The sequence below is a fragment of the Streptomyces ficellus genome (genome assembly GCF_030406405.1).
Classification (GTDB): Bacteria; Actinomycetota; Actinomycetes; order Streptomycetales; family Streptomycetaceae; genus Streptomyces; species Streptomyces ficellus_B.
The window spans coordinates 60,692-78,424 of the sequence record NZ_JAUEPL010000002.1; the positions used below are offsets into that span (position 1 = coordinate 60,692).

General features: G+C 71.0%; 16 protein-coding genes. 8 read left to right on the forward strand and 8 right to left on the reverse strand.

Annotated elements, in window-relative coordinates; all coding sequences use genetic code 11:
* Positions 1-21 precede the first annotated feature (21 nt).
* Positions 22-438 carry an SgcJ/EcaC family oxidoreductase gene (locus QWM81_RS01725; protein WP_290109585.1) on the reverse strand — a complete coding sequence of 139 codons (417 nt, stop codon included), beginning with the start codon at positions 436-438 and terminating at the stop codon, positions 22-24.
* 207 nt (positions 439-645) lie between these two features.
* Between QWM81_RS01725 and QWM81_RS01730 the strand changes: the two genes are divergently transcribed.
* The 7 genes from QWM81_RS01730 (at position 646) to QWM81_RS01760 (ending at position 8,667) form a co-directional block, all read left to right on the forward strand.
* Positions 646-1,821, forward strand: a complete 1,176-nt coding sequence (locus QWM81_RS01730; RefSeq protein ID WP_290109586.1) for an acyl-CoA dehydrogenase family protein — start codon at positions 646-648, stop codon at positions 1,819-1,821.
* Positions 1,822-1,858: 37 nt separating this feature from the next.
* Positions 1,859-3,127: a cytochrome P450 family protein gene (locus QWM81_RS01735; protein ID WP_290109587.1), complete on the forward strand. Its 1,269-nt coding sequence runs from the start codon at positions 1,859-1,861 to the stop codon at positions 3,125-3,127.
* Complete coding sequence (locus QWM81_RS01740; protein ID WP_290109588.1) at positions 3,124-4,140, forward strand: alcohol dehydrogenase catalytic domain-containing protein; 1,017 nt, start codon at positions 3,124-3,126, stop codon at positions 4,138-4,140. The genes QWM81_RS01735 and QWM81_RS01740 overlap by 4 nt, the downstream gene beginning before the upstream one ends.
* Before the next feature lie 167 nt (positions 4,141-4,307).
* Positions 4,308-4,673, forward strand: coding sequence for a YciI family protein (locus tag QWM81_RS01745; protein WP_290109589.1), 366 nt, complete (start codon positions 4,308-4,310; stop codon positions 4,671-4,673).
* Between the two features lie 86 nt (positions 4,674-4,759).
* Positions 4,760-5,548 (forward strand): SDR family oxidoreductase, encoded by a 789-nt coding sequence (locus tag QWM81_RS01750; protein WP_290109794.1) that lies wholly within the window; start codon positions 4,760-4,762, stop codon positions 5,546-5,548.
* Between the two features lie 188 nt (positions 5,549-5,736).
* Positions 5,737-6,990 carry an RNA polymerase sigma factor gene (locus tag QWM81_RS01755; protein WP_290109591.1) on the forward strand — a complete coding sequence of 418 codons (1,254 nt, stop codon included), beginning with the start codon at positions 5,737-5,739 and terminating at the stop codon, positions 6,988-6,990.
* 117 nt (positions 6,991-7,107) lie between these two features.
* A complete protein-coding gene (locus QWM81_RS01760; protein ID WP_290109592.1) occupies positions 7,108-8,667 on the forward strand; it encodes an MFS transporter in 1,560 nt (519 codons plus the stop codon).
* A 72-nt stretch (positions 8,668-8,739) separates the two neighbouring features.
* Here QWM81_RS01760 and QWM81_RS01765 read toward each other — a convergent pair whose 3' ends face one another.
* The 6 genes from QWM81_RS01765 to QWM81_RS01790 form a co-directional block, all read right to left on the reverse strand.
* Positions 8,740-8,937, reverse strand: coding sequence for a ferredoxin (locus QWM81_RS01765; protein ID WP_290109593.1), 198 nt, complete (start codon positions 8,935-8,937; stop codon positions 8,740-8,742).
* A gap of 10 nt (positions 8,938-8,947) precedes the next feature.
* Positions 8,948-10,165, reverse strand: coding sequence for a cytochrome P450 (locus QWM81_RS01770; RefSeq protein ID WP_290109594.1), 1,218 nt, complete (start codon positions 10,163-10,165; stop codon positions 8,948-8,950).
* A 31-nt stretch (positions 10,166-10,196) separates the two neighbouring features.
* Positions 10,197-11,393 (reverse strand): acyltransferase family protein, encoded by a 1,197-nt coding sequence (locus tag QWM81_RS01775; RefSeq protein WP_290109595.1) that lies wholly within the window; start codon positions 11,391-11,393, stop codon positions 10,197-10,199.
* 92 nt (positions 11,394-11,485) lie between these two features.
* Positions 11,486-11,845, reverse strand: a complete 360-nt coding sequence (locus QWM81_RS01780) for a YciI family protein (RefSeq protein WP_290109596.1) — start codon at positions 11,843-11,845, stop codon at positions 11,486-11,488.
* 114 nt (positions 11,846-11,959) lie between these two features.
* Positions 11,960-13,345 (reverse strand): FAD-binding oxidoreductase, encoded by a 1,386-nt coding sequence (locus tag QWM81_RS01785; RefSeq protein WP_290109597.1) that lies wholly within the window; start codon positions 13,343-13,345, stop codon positions 11,960-11,962.
* Positions 13,346-13,385: 40 nt separating this feature from the next.
* Positions 13,386-14,624: an acyl-CoA dehydrogenase family protein gene (locus QWM81_RS01790; protein ID WP_290109598.1), complete on the reverse strand. Its 1,239-nt coding sequence runs from the start codon at positions 14,622-14,624 to the stop codon at positions 13,386-13,388.
* Between the two features lie 179 nt (positions 14,625-14,803).
* Here QWM81_RS01790 and QWM81_RS01795 point away from each other — a divergent pair, with 179 nt between their 5' ends.
* Positions 14,804-16,189, forward strand: a complete 1,386-nt coding sequence (locus QWM81_RS01795) for a condensation domain-containing protein (protein ID WP_290109599.1) — start codon at positions 14,804-14,806, stop codon at positions 16,187-16,189.
* Positions 16,190-16,233: 44 nt separating this feature from the next.
* Here QWM81_RS01795 and QWM81_RS01800 read toward each other — a convergent pair whose 3' ends face one another.
* Positions 16,234-17,559, reverse strand: a complete 1,326-nt coding sequence (locus QWM81_RS01800; RefSeq protein WP_290109600.1) for an extracellular solute-binding protein — start codon at positions 17,557-17,559, stop codon at positions 16,234-16,236.
* Positions 17,560-17,733 lie beyond the last annotated feature (174 nt).

Genomic DNA, 17,733 nt, shown 5'->3' on the forward strand with positions numbered 1-17,733 from the left:
GGGCTTGCCGACCGGGACGGATCACGCGGCGGCTATGGGGGTGTTCTGGTAGGAGGCGATGCGCCAGCCGACCGCCTCCTTCACCAGGACCCAGGTCGCGCGGATCGCGCGTTCGGCCGTGGGCTCGGTGTCCCCGGGGGCCAGCACCCCGCCCTGGGTGACGAGCACGGCCGCGCCGGCGGCCAGCGGGCGGACCGACAGCGGTTCACCGGTCACCCGGGTCCCCTTGAACGGGCCGGCGAAGGCGTTCCGCATGAAGGACCGGATGTCCTCGCGACCGGTCAGGAAGACGTCACCGGGCAGGATCAGGGTCGCGTTCTCGGTGAAGACCTCGGCGAACCGGTCGGCGTCGTGTTCCGCCCAGGCGTCCATGATGCGTTGCGGTACGGCGCGAACGGCTTCGGTGTCGCCGGTGTCCAGCGACGGGGTGGCGGCCATGGCCTCTCCTTCGGCAGCGGGTCGGGGTTGCGGATGCCGATCAGGCTCACACGCGTCCGCGAAGCGCTGCATCTTCCCGATTGCGCCCACCGGCCACACGCGGCTCACCCCCTCGGGCCGCAATCAGGGAGATGCGGGTGCCCCGCACGGATGCCAGCCTCGACGGGGCCGATCACCTGGCCATGTCACCCCGGAGGAGAACCGCCGATGCCGAACGAGATCCCGTCCAGGCGAGAACTGGTCGACCGTGCCGCGGAGCTGGTGCCGCTGCTGCAGAAGAACGCGCTCCGGGGGGAGGAGAACCGGCGTCTGCCGGACGAGACCCTCGACGCGTTGACCGAGTCGGGACTGCTGAATCTGCGGGTTCCCACCCGGTACGGAGGCTACGAGTCCGACATGCGCACGGTGGTCGACGTGATCGCCGAGCTGGGCCGCGGCGACGGATCGACCGCCTGGGTCATGTCGGTCTACGCCATCAGCACCTGGATGGCCGGCCTGTTCCCGGACGAGGTGCAGGACGAGATCTTCGCGGAGCCCGGTGTACGGGTGTCCGGAATCCTGAGCCCGACCGCCACCGCCGTACCGACCGAGGGCGGCGTAGTCCTGAACGGCAAGTGGTCGTTCAACTCCGGTGCGCTGCACAGCTCGTGGAACACCAACGCGGCGGTGCTCATCACGCCGGAGGGGCCGCAGCCCATCATGGTGGCGCTCCCGATGGCGGACCTGGAGATCATCGACGACTGGCACACGGCGGGCCTGCGCGGCTCCGGGAGCGTCACCACCGTGGCCCGTGACCTGTTCGTCCCCGAGCCGCGGGTCCTGCCGATGGGTCCGGTCCTCCAGGGGCAGCACCGCTCGCGGGCGAACGCCGACTCGCCGATCTTCCGGGCGCCGTTCATGGCCACCGCGTGCGCCACGGTGTCCGCGCCGGCCGTCGGGTTGGCCAGGGCCGCCAAGGAGAGCTTCTTCGAGCGACTGCCGGGGCGGAAGATCAGCTACACCACCTATGAGAACCAGGCCGAGGCCCCCGTGACGCACCTCCAGGTCGCCGAGGCCATCACCAGGATCGACGAGGCGGAGTTCCACGCCCGGCGGGCGGCCGACCTGGTCGACACCAACGCCTACGGCGCCAAGCCCTGGTCGCTGGAGGAGCGCGCCCGTGTCCGGCTCGACCTCGGCGCGGTCTGCCTGCGCGCCAAGGAGGCCGTGGACATCCTCAACACCGCCAGCGGTGGTTCGTCGGTCTTCACCACGGTGCCGATCCAGCGCATCCAGCGCGACGTCCAGACGCTCAACCTGCACGCGATCCTGCACCCGAACACCAACCTCGAGCTGTACGGGCGGGTCGCCTGCGGGCTCGAACCGAACACCCTCTACGTGTAGCCACGACGGGGTCCTGCCCCCATCTTTGGAGGCCGTTGTGCCACACCACCCCCCGATCGCCATCGACCGTACCGGCGCCGACATCCACGCCGAACTCGCCGCGCTGCGCCGCCGGGGCCCGGTGTCCCGCATCGAGCTGCCCGGGTCCGTTCCGGCCTGGTCGGTGACCGGCTACGACGCCGCCCTGCGCGTTCTGGGCGATCCGCGGTTCTCGAAGGACCCCAGGAAGCACTGGCCCGCGTTCCGCAACGGGGAGATCGGCGCGGACTTCCCGCTCATCGGGTGGGTGCTGATGGACAACCTGACCACAGCGCACGGCAGCGACCACAGCAGGCTGAGGCGGCTGACGGCCAAGGCGTTCACTCCTCGCCGGGTCGAGGCGATGCGTCCGGTGATCGAACAGGCGGCGACGGAGCTGCTGGACGAGCTGGCCGCCGTGGCGCCCGGCGAGAGTGTGGACCTGAAGAAGCGCTTCGCCCATCCGCTGCCGGCCCGGGTCATCTCCGACCTCTTCGGCGTCCCCCCGGAGGAGCGCACCGAGCTGCTGCGCGGCGGCGAGGTGAACGTCGACACGACCACCAGCCCCGAAGACGCGGCGGCGAACGTCGAGCGCTGGCACCAGCAGATGCACGAATTCGTGGAGCGCAAGCGCCGGGCGCCGGGAGACGACCTCACCAGCGACCTGATCGCCGCTCAGGAGGCGGACGGGAGCCGGCTGAGCCCGTCCGAGCTCGTGGGCACCCTGCACCTGATGCTCGCGACGGGCACCGAGCCGGTGATGAACCTCATCGGCAACGCGGTCCACGCGCTGCTCACCCACCCGGAGCAGTACGAGCAGGTCCGGAAGGGAGACGCCGACTGGGACGACGTGATCGAGGAGACGCTCCGCGCCGAGGCACCGGTGGCACACCTGCCGTTCAGGTTCGCCACGGAGGACGTGGAGGTCGGAGGCGTGACCATACGGCAGGGCGACCCGGTCCTCGTCGCGTTCGCCGCCGTCGGCCGGGACCCGGCGGTCCATGGGGCGAGTGCCGACCGGTTCGAACTGTCCCGGGAGGACAAGACCCACCTCTCGTTCGGGCACGGGATCTACCGCTGCATCGGCATGCCACTGGCCCGCGCCGAGCTGGCCATCGCGCTGCCCGCACTGTTCCAGCGCTTCCCGGACATCGAACTGGCCGTCCCGCCGGACCGGATCAGACCGCAGAGCACGTTCATCATGAACGGGCTGGAGTCCTTGCCGGTACGGCTCGGACCGGTGGGTGGTCGTCCGGTGGGTGGTCGTCCGATGGGTGGTCGCGGATGAAGGCCGCCGTCATCGCGGCGCCGAAGGCGCCCTGGGAGATCCGGGAGGTCCCGACTCCCGAGCCGGGTCCGGGCGAGGTCCTGGTCAGGGTGCGCGCCTGCGGCATCTGCCACAACGACATCTGGACCGCACAGGGCGTCTTCCCGTTCCCCTCCTTCAGCCCGGCGGTCACCGGGCACGAGGCCGCGGGCGAGATCGTGGGGCTGGGCCCCGGGGTGACGAGCCGGCGGCTCGGCGACCGGGTCGGAACGACGTGGGTGCAGGAGACCTGCGGGCGATGCGCCTACTGCCGTCGCAATCTCCCGCTCACCGGCCAGTCGGGGATGAACTGCGCCGCGTCGGTGATGACCGGGCTCAACACCCAGGGCGGCCACGCCGAGTACCTCTGCGTCAAGGCGGCGAGCACGGTGCTGCTCCCGGAGGGGCTCGACTACACGACCGCCGCGCCGGTGCTGTGTGCGGGCTACACCTCGTGGAGTGCCTTGCGGGCGGCACAGCCGCAGCCCCATGAGCGGGTCGCCGTGCTGGGCATCGGAGGACTGGGGCACATGGCCGTCCAGTTCTCCCGCGCCTGCGGCTTCGACACGGTGGCCGTCACCAGCTCGCCCGACAAGCACGACCTGGCGGTCCAGCTCGGTGCCGGCACGGTGGTGGCCGACGGAACCGAGCTGCGCAAGGCGGGCGGCGCCGACGTCATCCTGGTCACCGGCATCTCCTACCGGTCCGCCACGGACGCCTTGCAGGGACTGCGCCCCGGCGGCCGTATCGTCCTGGCCACCATCGACCCGAGCAACTCGTTCACCATCGACCCGGCGACTCCGTTCTGGTCACTGCGCCAGCAGGTCATCGGTGCCACGCACAACGGCCTGCGGTACCTGACCGAGGCCCTCGACCTCGTCGGCAGCGGATCCGTCACACCGGTCTACGAGGTCTTCCCGAAGGAAGAGGTCTCCGAAGCCGTCGCGAGGGCGGAGGCCGGCAAGGTCCGGTTCCGGGCGGTCGTGACCTACTGACCCGGCGGCCCGCACCCCCGGAGCGGGGCGCGTTTCAGGCGCGCCCCGCTGGACCGCTGGTGGGAGGCGGGAAAAAATCTTGAGCGCCGATGTCGAGAAGGGCGCATCGGCACCGACGAAGAGGTGAAGAGGCGCGCTGGACGTCTCACGTCGCAAGGAGCAACACGATGAAGTACCTGATCATGATGTACCCGAACGCCGAGGTCATGGACGCGCTGTCGGAGGAGGAGCGCAACGCCGTATTCCAGGGTCACGGCGAGTTCATGACGAAGATCAAGGAGACCGGTGAGTTCGTCGGCACCGTCGCCCTGGCCGGAACCGACGAGAGCTCCGTGGTGCGCGTGCGCGACGGGGTGCCGGCGGTGACGGACGGTCCGTACGCCGAGTCCAAGGAGTTCATGGGCGGTTACTACGTCGTCGACGTCAAGGACCGGGACCGCGCCCACGAGGTCGCCGCGATGATCCCGGACGCGGCGGTCGAGGGCCTGGGAATCGAGGTCCGGCCGATCATCTTCGAGGACACGTCGGCGTGACTCCCCGCCCGGGGGCCTTCGCGCCCCCGGGCCCCGCTCCCCCTCGGGACCCCGCCCGCCTCCGTAGCGAGAGGACGTACGTGCAGATGAAGGTTCCGGAGTTGCTTCGCGACAAGGTCGTCGTCGTGTCGGGTGTGGGCCCCGGGCTCGGCCGGACGCTCGCCGTACGGTGCGCCCAGGCCGGGGCCGACGTCGTCCTCGCGGCGCGTACCTCGTCCTGCCTCGACGAGGTGGCCAAGGCCGTCGAGGAGACCGGGCGCCGCGCTCTGGCGGTCCCGACCGACATCACCGATCCGGTCGCCGCCGAAGCACTCGCCGCCGCCGCGCTCGACACGTTCGGCAGGGTCGACACCCTGATCAACAACGCGCTCGTGGAGCCACCCCACACCGAGCTGCTCGATACCCCTCTGGACGACATCCGCCCCGGCATGGAGGTGGGCGTCTACGCGGCGCTGCGCCTGTCGCGGCTGTTCGCCCGGGCGCTGAGCGACAGCCAGGGTTCGATCGTCATGGTCAACTCGTCGGTACTGCGCCACTCCAAGCGCGCCTGCGGTGCCTACAAGATCGCCAAGTCCGCGTTGCTCGCGCTGGCCCAGAGCCTGTCCACGGAGCTGGGCCCGCGGGGCATCCGCGTCAACAGCGTGGCTCCGGGCCCGATGTGGACCGACAAGGTGCAGGCCTTCATCGGGGTGCTCGCGGCCGCGCGTGGCATGTCGCTCCAGGAGGGGTACGACGAGGTGGCCGCCGACATGGACCTTCGCCGTCTGCAGAGCCCGGAGGAGACCGCCGACGCGGTGATCTTCCTGGCCTCGGACATGGCGCGTGCCGTCACGGGCCACTGCCTCGACGTCAACTGCGGCGAGTACCACCACTGAGCCGGCAACCCCCTTCGCCCCGGCGGGCTTCGCGGGCCCGCCCCCCGGGCGGCCTGCGGTACGGTGTCGGCACCGGCTGCCGGGCGATCGGCAGTGCCGTGAGCCGCACGACAGGGGATGGTCCGAGTTCGTATGACTGCCGCAGCGCTTCTCCTCTCCGCGCTTCCGGCTCGTCGCCGGGGAACCCGGTGAACCGCGACACCGACGTCGGCGCCCAGCTGCGAGACCTGATCCCCCAGGTGGTGGGCGCCCTGGTCCGCCGCTACGGCCGGTTCGAGGAGTGCGAGGACGCCGCCCAGGACGCGTTGCTCGACGCGACCGTGCAATGGCGCAGGGACGGCGTCCCCGACAATCCGCTCGGCTGGCTGACGAGGGTCGCCCACCGCAGGCTCGCCGACCGTGCCCGCAGCGACATCGCCCGCCGCCGCCGGGAGGCCACGGTGGCGGCCATGGTCCGCGCGGACGAACCGGTGGAGTCCGGCCCCGCCGGCCACCACCCGTCTGACCAGGACGATTCGCTCATCCTGCTCTTCCTCTGCTGTCACCCGAGTCTCTCCCCGTCGTCCCAACTGGCGCTCACCCTGCGGGCGTGCGGTGGGCTGACCACCGGTCAGATAGCGCGCGCCTTCCTGGTGCCCGAAGCGACGATGGCGCAGCGCATCAGCCGTGCGAAGCAACGCATCCGGGACGCGGGCGCGAAGTTCGAACTGCCGCCGCCCGAGGACCGGCCGGGGCGGCTCGGCGTGGTCCTGCACGTGCTCTACCTGATCTTCAACGAGGGATACACCAGCACCTCCGGTGCCGACCTCCACCAGGTGGAGCTGACCCGCGAGGCGATCCGGCTGACGCGCGCACTGCGCCGCGCGATGCCCGACAGCCCGGAGGTGACGGGCCTGCTCGCGCTCATGCTGCTGACCGATGCCCGGCGGCCCGCAAGGACCGACGACGACGGGAACCTCGTCCCGCTCGCCGAACAGGATCGGACCCGCTGGGACACGGCAGCCCTCAAAGAGGGCGTCGCACTCACCACCGAGGCGCTCGCCCGCGAGCCGATGGGCCCCTACCAGCTACAGGCCGCCATCGCCGCGGTGCACGCCGACGCGTCGAGCGCCGACGAGACCGACTGGCGGCAGATCGTCATCCTGTACCGCCTGCTCGAACAGGTGTCCCCCAACCCCATGGTCACGCTGAACCACGCCGTCGCGGCGGCCATGGCCCACGGACCGCGGGCCGGCCTCGACCTGCTCCGCCCGCTCGACGAGGACGACCGGGTGGCCGACCACCACCGGCTCCACGCCGTCCGTGGCCACCTGCTGGAGATGGCCGGCGACCTTCCCGCGGCCCGCGAGAGCTATCGGGAAGCGGCGCGGCGCACGGCCAGCCTCCCGGAGCGGCGCTTCCTGGAATCCCGGGCCGATCGTTTGAGCAAGCCGAACGGGTGACACGCCGCGCCCCGCGGACCTCCCGGGAAAAAAGTTCCGCGATGTGGCGCAAGAATCCCCTCCCCGCTCCGACGACGTCGTGAACGACATCCTTACGAGCGAGAGGACGAACACGACATGACCGTCACTGCGGCGGTAACAAGCCCCACACAAACCGGAGCACGGCCCTGGTGGGCGCTCGCGGTCCTCGCGCTGCCGACGCTGCTGGTCGCGCTCGACGCCAATGTCCTGCTCCTGGCACTGCCCAAGCTCACCGCCGACCTCGGCGCCAGCAACGTCCAGCAGCTGTGGATCACCGACGCCTACGGTTTCATGGTCGCCGGCCTGGTGATCACCATGGGCACCCTCGGCGACCGGATCGGGCGCCGCCGGCTCCTGATGATCGGCATGGCGGTCTTCGCCCTGGCCTCGCTCGCCTGCGCCTGGGCGACCGACCCGATCATGCTGATCGTGGCGCGGGCCGTGCAGGGCATGGCAGGTGCCACGCTGATGCCGTCCACCCTCGCCCTGATCAGCAACATCTTCCGGGACGACAGGCAGCGCGGGAAGGCCATCTCCATCTGGGCGACCTGCACCTTCACGGGCGCCGCGCTCGGGCCCGTGCTCGGCGGCCTGCTGCTCGTCCCCTTCTGGTGGGGCGCGGTGTTCCTGCTCGCCATCCCGGTCGCGGCGGTGGTGCTGATCGCCGGGCCCGTGCTGCTCCCGGAGTTCCGCCCCGAGAAGGCACGGCGCCTGGACATCACCAGTGTCGTGCTCTCCCTGCTCGGGATCCTTCCGGTCGTGTTCGCGGTCAAGGTGCTCTCGCTGGGCAACGGGAGCGCCCTGTCCGCCGGGGTGGCGCTGATCGTGGGCCTGGTCTTCGGCACCCTGTTCGTGCGCCGTCAGCTCCGCGTCGACGACCCGCTGCTCGACCTCCGGCTCTTCGCGAACAGCTCGTTCACGCTCATCCTCTCCGCGCTGGCGCTGGCCGGGATGGTCCTGGCGGGAACGGCGCTGACCGTCACCCAGCTGCTGCAGACGGTGCTCGGGTACTCCCCGCTGGCCTCGGCCGTGTGGTTCATGCCGATGGGCCTGTTCATGGCGGTGGGGACGATGTCCACACCGGCGCTGACGCGCGTGATCACGCCGCGGACCGCGATCATCGGCGGCATGTTCCTCTCCGCGATCGGAGCGGCGGTGCTGATTCTGGTGGACGACGGCCACGGTGCCTGGGCGTCCGTGCTCGGTGCCGCGGTCGTCGGCCTGGGAGCCGGTCCGCTGTTCGCGCTCGGCACCGGACTGGTGGTCGACTCGGTGCCCCCGGAGCGCGCGGGTTCCGCCGCGTCGATGGCGGAAACCGCCAACTACCTCGGCGGTGCGCTCGGGCTGGCGGTGCTCGGCACGGTCAGCTCCGCGGTCTACAGCCACCGCGTGAGTGACGCCCTGCCCACGGGGCTGGGCGGCGCCGCCACGGAGCGCGCGCAGGAGACCGTCGCCGGGGCCGCCGCCGAGGCGTCGCACCTGGGGTCCGACGCCTCGGCCGCGCTGTTGCAGGCGGCGCACTCCGCGTTCCTGAACGGGCTGAACGTGGTCGCCGTGATCTCCACCGCCGTCTTCGTCCTGCTGGCGGTCCTGGCGGGGGTTCACTTCCAGCGGGCCGGCCGCCCGGCGGCGACTGAACCGGTGAGCAGCGACTGACTGAGCCGGTGAGCAGCGACTGAACCGATGAGCGACGCGGGGCCCTCGGGCCCCGCGTCGGCTGTGACGTACCTACTGCTCGGTCAGGTACAGCGTGCGCGTCGGGCAGTCGTCGACCGCGTCCCGTGCCTTCTCCAGGTGGACGCCCGCCACCTGGTCGACCAGCACGACGACTGTCGCGTCGTCGTCGCTCTGGTCGAACAGCTCGGGCGCCGCGAGGAAGCACCGGCCCGCGCCGACGCAGGTGTCCGAGTGGGCCCGGATCCGCATGCCCTCCCCCTCACCAGGTCACCGGCAGCGCGTGCAGGCCGTAGTTGACGTGCTCCTCCTTGAACCGGAGCGCCTCGACCGGCTCGGCGAGCCGCAGCTCGGGGATGCGCGCGAACAGCGTCGCCAGGGCGACCTCCAGCTCGATCCGCACCAGGTGCTGGCCGAGGCACTGGTGCGCGCCGTGCCCGAAGGCCAGGTGGCGCCGATCCACGCGGTCGATGTCGAAGACGTCCGGGTCCGGGAACCGCTCCGGATCCCGATTGGCGCCCACGGTCAGGCCGAGCACACCCTCGCCGGCCCCGATCCGGACACCGCCGAGCTCGACGTCCGCCAGGGCGACCCGCGAATTGCCGATCTCCGCGATGGTGAAGAACCGCAGCAGTTCGTCGATGGCCGCCGGCCAGCGTGACGGGTCGTCGCGCAGCGCCTTGCGCAGGTCCGGCCGGTCCAGGAGCAGCATGGCGCCCAGCCCGATGATGTTGGCGGGGGTCTCGTGGCCGGCCATCAGCAGCATGAAGGCCATCGCCACGAGGTCGCGGTGGTCGGGGACGCCCGGCTCACCACGCCGCGCGGCCAGCCGCCCGATCACGTCGTCGGTCGGCTCCCGCTCCTTGTCGGTGACCAGCTTGTCCATGTAGCCCATCAGCTCGGCCATGCCGCGGGCGCCGGCCTCGGGTGTGGTGGCGTTCATCACCGTGAAGGAGATGCGCAGGAAGAAGTCGCGGTCGTCGAAGGGAACGCCGATCAGCTCGCAGATCACCAGGAGCGGCACCGGGTTGGCGAACGCGTCGACGAGGTCGGCGGGACGGGGTCCCTCCATCAGCCGGTCGACGTACTCGTCCACGATCTCCTGGACCCGGGGGCGCAGACGTTCGACGCTCCGGGGGGTGAAGTCACTGGCCACGGCGCGCCGGGCCAGCGTGTGCTCCGGCGGGTCCATGCCCACCAGCGATGTGGAGAACTCGGGCGCGGGGACCTGATGGTCCATCAGCAGGGGGAACCCGGGGTGGCGCAGGTCGGAGCTGAACCGGTTGTCTCCCAGCATCGCCTTGACGTCTTCGTAGCGCGTCACGGCCCAGGCGAGTTTCCCGCTGGGCAGCCTGACCTTGCCCGGCGCGGGGCGCTCACGCAGTTCGCGGTAGCCGTCCGGCACTTCGTACGGGCAGGTCCGGCGCATCGGGTAGGACGGGGGCTCGGGGGACGCGGTGATGTCGGGCGCTTCGGTCATGGACGTCTCCGATCGTGGGGTAAGGGTTCGATCAGGGCTGGGGTTGCGGTTGGGGTTGTGGATCGGGGCGGCGGGCGGCACGTTCGGACGCCGGGCGGCTCCAGCGCCGCATGGCCGGCAGCTCGACCGTCTTGCGCAGCACCCAGGCGAGCGCGACGCAGAGGACGAAGAGACCGACCATGAACACGATGGCGACGGGCGTACTGAACGTCACCCGGGTGTAGCCGCGGGCGTAGCCCACCACGTCGCCCGCCAATGCGGCGTGCACGGCGAACATCGCGACGAGGTGGGAGATGTAGAAGACGAAGGACAGCTCCCCGAGCCACACCATGAACCGCCCGGCGAGCACGGAGCCCCGCCCGGACAGGTCGCGGGTGGCCACGGCCCCGATCAGCAGCGCGGACGGAATCGGATAGAGCGCGGCGTTCCCGAAGGGGCTGGGCAGGAAGTACAGCAGGAGGTAGGCGGCGAGGTTGATCAGGGCGGCGGGCAGTATGCCGATCTTCGGCCACCGCCCGGTGGCGATGATCCGGGCGAGGAGCATGCCGAGGACGAACTCGATCGACCGGACGGGCGGGAAGAAGTACAGCGCCCACAGCTGGGGCCACGACCCCTCGGGATAGAACTGGCTGGGGGGAAATCCCGAGAGCAGCGGATAGCTGACCAGGGGTATCAGAGCGGCGGCCAGGCCCAGGCCGATGGCCCAGTACCACAGTGCCCGGGGGTCGAGACGGCTGATCAGCCGGAACAGCAGAGGGAACATCGCGTAGCACAGCAGCTCGACCGAGAGCGACCAGGTCGCGCCGTTGAGCTGATACATGATCAGGTCCTGGTCGGGCCACCAGTTCTGTACGAGGAAGATGTTCGCCAGCGCGGGGCCCCATCTGATCGTTTCCCCGGCGGCGGCGAACTGGGCGAGGGCGATGGCCGCGATCAGCAGGTGGCAGGGTCCGATGCGCACGAGCCTGCGCCGCCAGAAACGGCGCGCGCTCTGACCCGGCTTCGCCGACCAGGTGAGCACGAATCCACTGAGGACGAAGAAGAACGAGACTGCGAGGAACGCGATGCGCCCGCTGCCGGTCAGGGTGTTGTAGCCGGCGGCGGCCTCCGGGTCGGAGAACGCCCCGAGGGCGAGCGAATGGCCGACGAAGACGAAGACCAGGCAAATGGCCCGCAAGCCCGTCAGCGAAGGCAGCGTGGCCGTACGGGCCGGTGCCGGCGAACTCATGTGCAACCTCTTTCTCCAGAACGGGGAAGGCTGGGCGACACGGTCCGGTCCCCCGGTGGACGCGCGCCGCCGGGCGAGCGCGCGCCCACCGGTCACATCTCGCTGCCGGACGGCAGCATGATCGGCCGCACCTCTATGCCCAGCCCCGCCATGCGGGCCTCGGGGAGGAGGGCGGCCAGCTCGTGTGCGCGCTGGACGGTTTCGCAGTCGATCAGGTAGAAGCCGGAGAACTGGATCGGGGAGGCCAGGAGCGGACCGTCGGAGACCGACGCCGTGCCGTCGACCACGCGGACCACCGTGCTCTGGAACACATGGGCCAAGGTGTGCGCGGCGACCAGCTCGCCCGCCTCCGCGACGGTCCTCTGGAAGGAGCGGTGGCCCTGCACGAACTCCTCGCGGGCAGCGTCCTCCAGTGCCTCCCACGCGGCGGGGTCCATGTGCAGTATCAGCATGTACTTCACACCTGCGCTCCTGACGTCACTGACGCCCCCTGCAGACGTCACTCGCCGGTAAGTCGGCGCCGGTGGACAGGATTCGACATCGTTCCGGCTCCGCGTCGGCCCTTCTCAGTACCGGGCCGAGGCGCCCGGAGGGATGTCGTGGCGGAAGATCCCGGACGGGTCGATCCGGCGGCGGACGCGATCCGCACGGGCGACCGCGTCGGGAGGAAGGTGTCGCTGGGGCTGGTCGAGGCGCTCGACCAGCGTGGGCGCGGTCCACCCGGTGTCCCATGGGGCAAGGGCCGCGCGGACCTTGGCGCAGTGTGCCCGGATCGCGGCCTCGTCGCCGGGACCGACCACCAGGCCGCCGGCCGTGAAGGCGAAGGCCGCTTGGAGGCGGCTGAGTGCGCCGCCGTTCGGACAGTGCTCCGCCAGCGCGCCGCCGAGCTGCCGCAGTTCGGCGTTGACCAGGGGCGACCCCGACCCCTCACCGAGCAGCCGGAGGAAGGTCTCGATGCCGTCCTGACCGAGCCCGGAGAGCAACAGGTGGTCACCGGCCACGGGGACGGGGTCGGTGGGGTCCATATGGGCGTGGACGACCGCGGGCGGCGTCGCGACGCTCCAGGTGTCGAGCAGCGGCTCGGCGACGTCACGGAGCGGGCCGAGCAGCTGATCGGCCCGGAGCCGCGCGGTCACCAGGTCCCGCTCGGTCGGGCCGAGGACCGTACCGGTCAGGCACACCACCGGCCCCCCGGTCAGCTCGGGCGGGACGCCGGGCGCGTCCGGCAGGTTCATCACCCGCATCGCCGTGGTGACGGTCGCGGGGGCGTCCCGGGTCCATCGGACCCATCGGGTAAGCAGCTCCGGGCCGTGCGCCGCGGGCCAGAACGCCGCACCGGTGAGCACCCGGGCGGCCGGGAACAGGGCCACCTCGACCGCGGTGACGACGCCGAAGCCGCCACCGCCTCCGCGCAGTGCCCAGAACAGCTCCGGTTCGGTCGTGGCGTCGACCCGGCGGGCCGCACCGTCCGCGGTGACCAGTTCGATCGCCCGGACGGCGTTGACGGCAAGCCCGGTGTGCCGCCCGTAGACACTGATTCCGCCGCGCAGCAGGTAGCCGACCACCCCCACGGTCGGCGACGTGCCGTGCGGGGCGGCCCATCCGTGCTCGGCGGCCGCCTCGACGACGGCTCCCCAGCGGGTCCCGGCCGGCACGCGGGCCACACGGGTCGTCGTGTCGATCTCCACCGGCCCCGCGGGCTCGGTGCGGATCAGCAGCGAGTCGTGCATCGGACGGCCCGAGGAGGAGGCGTGTCCGCTGGTGAGCGGCCGCACCCACAGCCGTTCGGACACCGCGTGGCGGACAGCGGCCCGTACTTCCGCGGTGGTGCGGACCGTGACCGCCGCGGCCGGTCGGACCGGTGCGGCGAGGTTGAACACGGCGGTCGCCGCGGCGAACGGCGCCTGGCCGGGGCGCGCGATCGTCACCGCCGGCAGCTCGGTCCGGGTCATGCGGCGGTTCCCTTCATGGATGGCTACACGGTGTGGATGGCTACGCGATGCCGAATCGGGCGCGGGCCAGCTCGCGTGTGGTCACCGACCTCAGGAGGACGCCGATCCCGGCATGGCTGTGCAGCGCGGACATGTCACGCCAGACCCGCTCGATCCGCTCACCGTGCCGGACGGCGCTGGAACCGGCGGTGGGGAACAGCTGTCCCTCCACGGCACGCCAGCACAGCCGGAGCACCTCGCGGCAGATGGTGGCGATACGCAGGTCCTGCTCGCGGGTGAAGGCGCCCGGACCGGCGGCGCACAGGTCGCGCCACTGCTGGACCGCCTGTCGCACGGCGGCTTCCGCGGTCGTGATGAGCCCGGCCGCCTCTCCGTACCAGAACTGGTAGTCCGGGTCCTCGGCCCGGGTGACGACCGGGGGGAACATCGTGGTCCGTGAGCGCATCAGCTCCTCGTAGGCGTCCAGCGCGCCCTGAGCCATGCCGACGGCGAGCGAGGCGACCTCCAGCAGCATGAAGCTGAGGGGGCCGCCGCCGTACTCGGGGTTGCCGTGCAACCGGCTGCCCGGCGTGCCCTCCGCGGTGTCGACTTCGCTCATGTGCGTCCCGGGGAACGCGAAGTGCTCGGGGATCCTGCCGTTCTCGATCACGATGCTGTGCGATCCGCTGCCCTTGAGTCCCAGTTGACCGCCCCAGTCGTCGAGCCGGCGGAACGCGCTGCGCGGGGCGATGAAGAGCATTGGTGACGGTGGCGCTCCGTCTGCGCCGGGGACCAGGGCATGGCCGAGGAAGTGCGTCGCGTACGGTGATCCCGAGCAGTACTTCCAGGTGCCGTTGAGCTCCCATCCGCCGTCCGGTGTCCGCTTCGCCGAGCCGCTCGGCATGATGGTCGCCGGGCAGATGAAGTCGCCCCCGCGGAACACCTCGGCCTGGGCGCGCTCACCGAACAGCGAGGCGACCGGGAGCGCATGCGTGGCCCCGAGGCAGAACATCCACGCGGTCGAGGGGCACCCCCGGGCCAGGGCCGTCGACACCCGCAGGAAGGTGTCGATGCCGAATTCGTAGCCGCCGTAGCGCCTGGGAACCAGGATGCGGTAGAAGCCCGCGGCGGCGAACGCCTCATGAGTGTCCTGGGCGTAATAGGTGCGCCGCTCGGTCTCGGCCTGGCGGGGCACCAGCGTCGGCGCGATGGTCTCCGCCCTGGTGATGACCTCAGCGGGCGTCAGACCGGGTTCGGGAGGGGACGGCGGTTCGGAAGCGCGAATAGTGGCGGCCGTCATTCCAGCGCAGCTCCTTAGCCGTTCTTCCATGGATGGATGGGCTGCCAGCCACGGTCACACGCGGCGGCGGGACGGCACATCTCCCGGATTGCCAGCACGACGGAAGAACCCCGGGAAAAAAGCAGAGGCTAGGGTTCCCCGGGACGTTCGGCCGATCTCGGTGGGAGGACACGACCCCCATGCGCTCTGACAGCACGCCACGGGCCGGCGATTTTGACGGCCGGTTTCCGCTCTCCTACAACCAGGAATTCCTCTACGGATTCGACCGGGGTGACGACGAGGGGCCGTTCGGCCCCCGGTTCCACATCGTCCATGGCTGGCGGCTGCGCGGGAAGGTGCACGTCGACACCCTGCAACAGGCTCTGGACGACGTGGTGGCACGCCACGAGGCACTGCGCACGGTCGTCGTCCGGGGTGATGCCGAGTGGTACCAGCGGGTCCGACCGCCGACGCGGGTGCGGCTGGACGTACGCGAGGCGGCGGGCACCGACGCGGACGCCCAGGACCTTGCCGCGGAGCGGCTGCTGACCGAGGTCGAGTCCGGCACCATCGACGCCCATGAACTGCCCCTGATGAAGGCGACCTTGCTGCGCTTCGACGAGGAGTCCGCGGTCCTGGTGCTCATCGTGCACCACACCGCGGCCGACGGCTGGTCGGTCCGGCGGATCATCCGCGACCTGGCCGTCCGCTATGCCGCGCGGCGCGGCTGCGACGTACCCGAACCGCCGTCGGCACTCCCCTACCGCGACTTCGTGACCTGGCAGCGCGCCTACTCGGAGAGTGCCGAGGCGCAGCGTGCGCGCGACTTCTGGCGGCGGAAACTCGCGGGCGCCCGGATCATCTCCGTTCCCACCGACCGGCCGAAGTCGGCCGGGCTGCGGGAGTCCACGGCGGTGTACCGCTTCACCATCGAGCGCCCTTTGGTGTCGCGCGCGGTGGACCTGGCCAAGGCGTTGCGCAGCACGCCCTTCATGGTGCTGCTCGGCGCGTTCGCCCTCATGGTCCAGCGGACGACCGGCAGCACCGACGTCGTGGTGCCGACCTTCTCACCCGGGCGCGACCAGGAGAGGTTCCAGCACACGGTCGGACCGTTCCTCAACCTGCTGCCGCTGCGCGCCGAGCTGGCCGGCTGCCGGGACTTCCGCGAGGTGGTGGCCCGGGTCCGGGCCACCTGCCTGGAGGCCTACTCGTACGACATTCCCACCGTGCAGATCCTCGCGGAGGCACCGGAGTTGATGCTGCCGGTCATGGAGGACGCCCGGGCCGCCTGCGTCTTCCAGGTGTTCCCGTTCCCCTTCGTTCTGGACGGGGAGAAGATCGGCGACCTGGAGTACACCGAGATACGGCGCCGGCTGGACTCCCAGCCGGTGGGCTCGGACGTGCCGAACGGTGCGTTGTGGACGCTCAACCTGGATCCGGCCGGCGATGTGGTGGCGGGCATCCAGTACAACAGCAACCTCTATGACGAGAGTTCCGTGGCCCGGATGGTGGACCGGTTCCGGCAGGTCCTCTCCGAGGTGGTCACCGCGCCGGACGCTCCGCTGGATCCGCGGCGTGAGCCGTAGGTCCGGCAGGCGGGGCGACCGGGTTCGCCCCGCCCTCCCCGGGCTCAGCCGACGGTGATCGGGCCCCTGGGCCGCAGCCCGCGGCAGGCGGCGTCGTAGTCGTCCAGCACACGCTGGGCCTGGGAGTTGGCGCGGGCCAGCCGGTCCCGCACGTCCACGTCGGAGACCAGGACGTCGTGCATGGCCTGGGTCAGCACGCGTTGGATTTCCGCGAAGTCCCCGAGCACCGCGCCGCGCGCGGCGGGGGATCCGTCGTTGGCGGCAAGCTGGTCCAGGGCCGTGCGGAAGTGCGGGTTCTCCTTGAACCAGCCTTCCTGGTCGAGCAGTTGGGCCGCGCCGTCGGTGACCGCGATGAACCCGGTGTCCCGGTGGCGGTCGGCGGCGGCCCTGGGGGCGTTGAGGTACTGCATGAAGGCCAGCGCACCGTCCATGGTGTCCGGGTCCAAACCGTCCGCCAGCCACAGTGCGTCTCCGCCGATCACGTTGCCCGCGTAGGGCACCTGCTCGTTGTACGGCATCCGGCAGGCCCGCACCGTGAAGCCGCCGTCCCGGCCGGCTCCGACGATGCGTTCCGCCTCGACCGAGGTGGTGAGGGTGAAGGCGACCCGCTGGTCGGCGAACGCGCGGAAGTTGGCCTCCCAGTCGCTCTGCGTGGACGTCGGCCTGCCGCGGTAGAGGTACAGCCCGTCCCGGTGCATCCGTCGCCACCAGTGGAAGTAGGCCAGCATCGCGTCCGAGTCGAGGTACATGGTCGCGGCCCGGCCGGACCGGCCGTTGTCGTGGTCGGCGAGCAGCGCGCCCTGCTGGGCCGCCGCCTGCTGGAACAGCCACCCGTGGTTGGGCCAGCTGATCCCGTGGGTCGGGCCGTCCGCCACCCTGACGACGGCCCGGCAGGCGGCCTCCAGCTCCGCCCAGGTCCGCGGTACGTCGTCGATACCGGCGCGGGCCAGCAGGTCGGTGTTGGCGTAGAGCAGGGTGGTCGAGGTGAGCGGGGGCATGGCCGCCACTTCGCCGTCGAAGGTGTAGTACCGGCGGGCCGCCGGGGTGATGTCGTCGAGGACCACGGGTTCACCGAGGATCTCGGTGCGGCCCGCGATCGCTCGCTCCACCGGAGTGAACAGGGGTTCTCCGTTCGGCTTGCGCGCGTCGAGGGCCTCCTGGGTCGAGGTGTAGAAGTACTGCGCGATGGTCGGAGCGGCACCCTGGCGGGCCGCGTCGTGCACGGCCTGCGGAAGCGTCAGCCAGTCCTCACCCCTCACCCGTATCCGGTATTCGGGGTGTGCGGCTGTGAACTGCTCGGCCAACTCACGGGTTCGGTCGAGGAAGTACGGCATGAAGGGGTAGAGCGGCACCCAGATGTCAATGTCCATGCGGTTCCACATTCGGGTGTTCTCCTTTGGAGGTCTTGCCGGACGGCCCTGCCCATGATTTGCGCGGCTCCCGGTCTGAGCATCTTCGAGATTGCCCAGTTGAACGTGGCGCGGCGTTCGGGCCGCGCATGCTGAAAGAAGCTCGGCGGGCGCTCGGGATGCCACGCTCTGAGA

Bases quoted from the DNA above. Each gene is read 5' to 3' on its own strand.
- QWM81_RS01775 (WP_290109595.1), bottom strand. From the start codon at position 11,393: ATGAGTTCGCCGGCACCGGCCCGTACGGCCACGCTGCCTTCGCTGACG.
- QWM81_RS01770 (WP_290109594.1), bottom strand. From the start codon at position 10,165: ATGACCGAAGCGCCCGACATCACCGCGTCCCCCGAGCCCCCGTCCTAC.
- QWM81_RS01800 (WP_290109600.1), bottom strand. From the start codon at position 17,559: ATGGACATTGACATCTGGGTGCCGCTCTACCCCTTCATGCCGTACTTC.
- QWM81_RS01790 (WP_290109598.1), bottom strand. From the start codon at position 14,624: ATGACGGCCGCCACTATTCGCGCTTCCGAACCGCCGTCCCCTCCCGAA.
- QWM81_RS01780 (WP_290109596.1), bottom strand. From the start codon at position 11,845: ATGCTGATACTGCACATGGACCCCGCCGCGTGGGAGGCACTGGAGGAC.
- QWM81_RS01740 (WP_290109588.1), top strand. From the start codon at position 3,124: ATGAAGGCCGCCGTCATCGCGGCGCCGAAGGCGCCCTGGGAGATCCGG.
- QWM81_RS01795 (WP_290109599.1), top strand. From the start codon at position 14,804: ATGCGCTCTGACAGCACGCCACGGGCCGGCGATTTTGACGGCCGGTTT.
- QWM81_RS01760 (WP_290109592.1), top strand. From the start codon at position 7,108: ATGACCGTCACTGCGGCGGTAACAAGCCCCACACAAACCGGAGCACGG.
- QWM81_RS01725 (WP_290109585.1), bottom strand. From the start codon at position 438: ATGGCCGCCACCCCGTCGCTGGACACCGGCGACACCGAAGCCGTTCGC.
- QWM81_RS01765 (WP_290109593.1), bottom strand. From the start codon at position 8,937: ATGCGGATCCGGGCCCACTCGGACACCTGCGTCGGCGCGGGCCGGTGC.
- QWM81_RS01750 (WP_290109794.1), top strand. From the start codon at position 4,760: ATGAAGGTTCCGGAGTTGCTTCGCGACAAGGTCGTCGTCGTGTCGGGT.
- QWM81_RS01730 (WP_290109586.1), top strand. From the start codon at position 646: ATGCCGAACGAGATCCCGTCCAGGCGAGAACTGGTCGACCGTGCCGCG.
- QWM81_RS01785 (WP_290109597.1), bottom strand. From the start codon at position 13,345: ATGACCCGGACCGAGCTGCCGGCGGTGACGATCGCGCGCCCCGGCCAG.
- QWM81_RS01745 (WP_290109589.1), top strand. From the start codon at position 4,308: ATGAAGTACCTGATCATGATGTACCCGAACGCCGAGGTCATGGACGCG.